This is a genomic window from Streptomyces sp. NPDC038280 (genome assembly GCF_055600045.1).
Genome location: NZ_JBVJYZ010000044.1, coordinates 1 through 2,089, shown reverse-complemented (window position 1 = coordinate 2,089; position 2,089 = coordinate 1). Strand labels below are relative to the sequence as shown.

Sequence of the window (2,089 nt, the reverse complement as noted above, 5' to 3'; positions counted from 1 at the left end):
GATGCTCAACCACCACACCCTTCGGACGCCCCGTCGAACCCGACGTATAAATCACATACGCCGGAGACTCAGACCGAATCACCACACCCAGCGAACCACTGTCAAACTCCGCTATCGCCACCACAGTCGACGCATCATCCAGAACCAGCACGGACGCGCCGAACTCCGACAGAGCCGCTACGGTCTCCTGCGAAGCAATAACCAGCACCGGAGCCGCGTCATCAAGCATGTAGGCGATCCGGTCAGCCGGATACTCCGGGTCGATCGGCAGATACGCACCCCCGGCCTTCAGCACCGCAAGCAGTGCCACCACCGTCTCGACACCACGCCCCAGACACACCCCCACCAACGACTCGGGGCCCACACCCCGCTCCACCAGCAAACGCGCCAACCGATTCGCACGACCATCCAAAACGCCGTACGACACCTCAACACCGTTCGCGACAACCGCCACAGCCCCCGGCGCCCGCACCACCTGCGCCTCAAACAGACCCACCACCGTCGCGTCCCCGACTGTCTCCACCACCGGGCCGTTCCACTCCACCAGCATCCGCCGGCGCTCGGGCCCGTCCAGCACCTGCACCCCACTCAGCCGCGTCCCCGGATCGGTGACCAGCACCTCAATCACCTGGGCCCATCGGGCCACGAGCCGCTCGGCCGTAACCTCATCGAACAGGTCCGCCGAGGCGACCACGGAACCGCGCAGCCCCGCCGGGGCACCGGTCTCGTCGAAGACCTCGGTGACCGAAGCATCCAGGTCGAACTTCGCCGCCGACTCGCCGGTCCCTACGCCACCGGCTTGCACTCCTTGCAGGTCGAGGATGGCCTCGCCGGTGTTCTGTACCTTCAGCATCACCTGAAACAGCGGATGCCGGGCCAGCGACCGGGCCGGCGCCAGCTCCTCCACGAGCCGTTCGAACGGCACATCCTGGTGTGCGAACGCGGACAGACTCGTCTCCCGTACACGACCGAGGACCTCTCGGAACGTCGGATCGCCGGCCAGGTCCGTACGCAGCACCAGGGTGTTGACGAAGAACCCGACCAGGTCGTCCAGCGCCTCATCCGTGCGGCCCGCCACGGGGGCGCCGATCGGGATGTCCGTCCCGGCGCCCAGCTTCGACAGCAGCATCGCCAGCGCCGCCTGCAACACCATGAACGGGGTCACGCCCTCGGCGCGCGCCACCTCCACAAGGCGGGCATGTACCTCCGCCGGAACGACGAGCGGGACGTTGTGCCCCAGATGCGAGGGCACCACCGGCCGCACACGGTCGGCCGGCAGCTCCAGCTCCTCCGGGACACCGTCCAACGCCGCGCGCCAGTACGTGACCTGACGAGCAATGACACTCTGACCGTCGCGCTCGTCGCCCAGTAGGTCCCGCTGCCACAGCGCGTAGTCCGCGTACTGCACCGGCAGCGGCTCCCACTCCGGCGCCTTGCCCTCGCACCGCGCCGCGTACGCCACCGACAGATCACGCGCCAGTGGACGCTTGGACCACCCGTCGCTCGCGATGTGGTGCATGACCACGACGAGCACCTGATCGTCGGCACCCGTTCTGATCAGGCAGGCCTGGAAAGGTACTTCGACCGCGAGGTCGAAGGCGTGCTCCGACGCCGCCACCACCGCGCCGTCCAGCTCCGCCGGGGCCACCTCGACCAGCGGCAGGTGCCAGTCCAGCTCGTCGATGCCGACGATCCGCTGGTACGGCTCGCCATCGGCGACCTCGAAGACCGTACGCAGCACCTCATGCCGCGCGAGCACGTCCCGCAGCGCCGCTTCCAGGGCGTCCCGGTCCACGTCACCCGCAAGACGCAGCGCCACTGGAACGTTGTAGGTGGAGCTCGGGCCCTCCAACTGCCCGATGAACCAGAGCCGCCTCTGCGCGTACGAGAGCGGGATCCGCTCCGGGCGTTCCCTGGCGGTCAACGCCGTACGTGCCGCGCGGGCACCGGCAAGACGGTCCGCCAGGCCCGCCACCGTCGGCTCCTCGAACAGTTCCCGGATCTCGACCTCGACGCCCAGAACCGCACGAATACGGCTGACCAGGCGCACCGCGAGCAGCGAGTGGCCGCCCAGATCGAAGAAGTCGTC

The 2,089-nt window shown here is 68.4% G+C and carries 1 protein-coding gene; it reads right to left on the bottom strand.

What is annotated here, in order from left to right:
• The coding region (locus tag ACZ7J0_RS33725; RefSeq protein ID WP_470893898.1) for a condensation domain-containing protein at nucleotides 1-2,089 on the bottom strand (2,089 nt) is incomplete at both ends.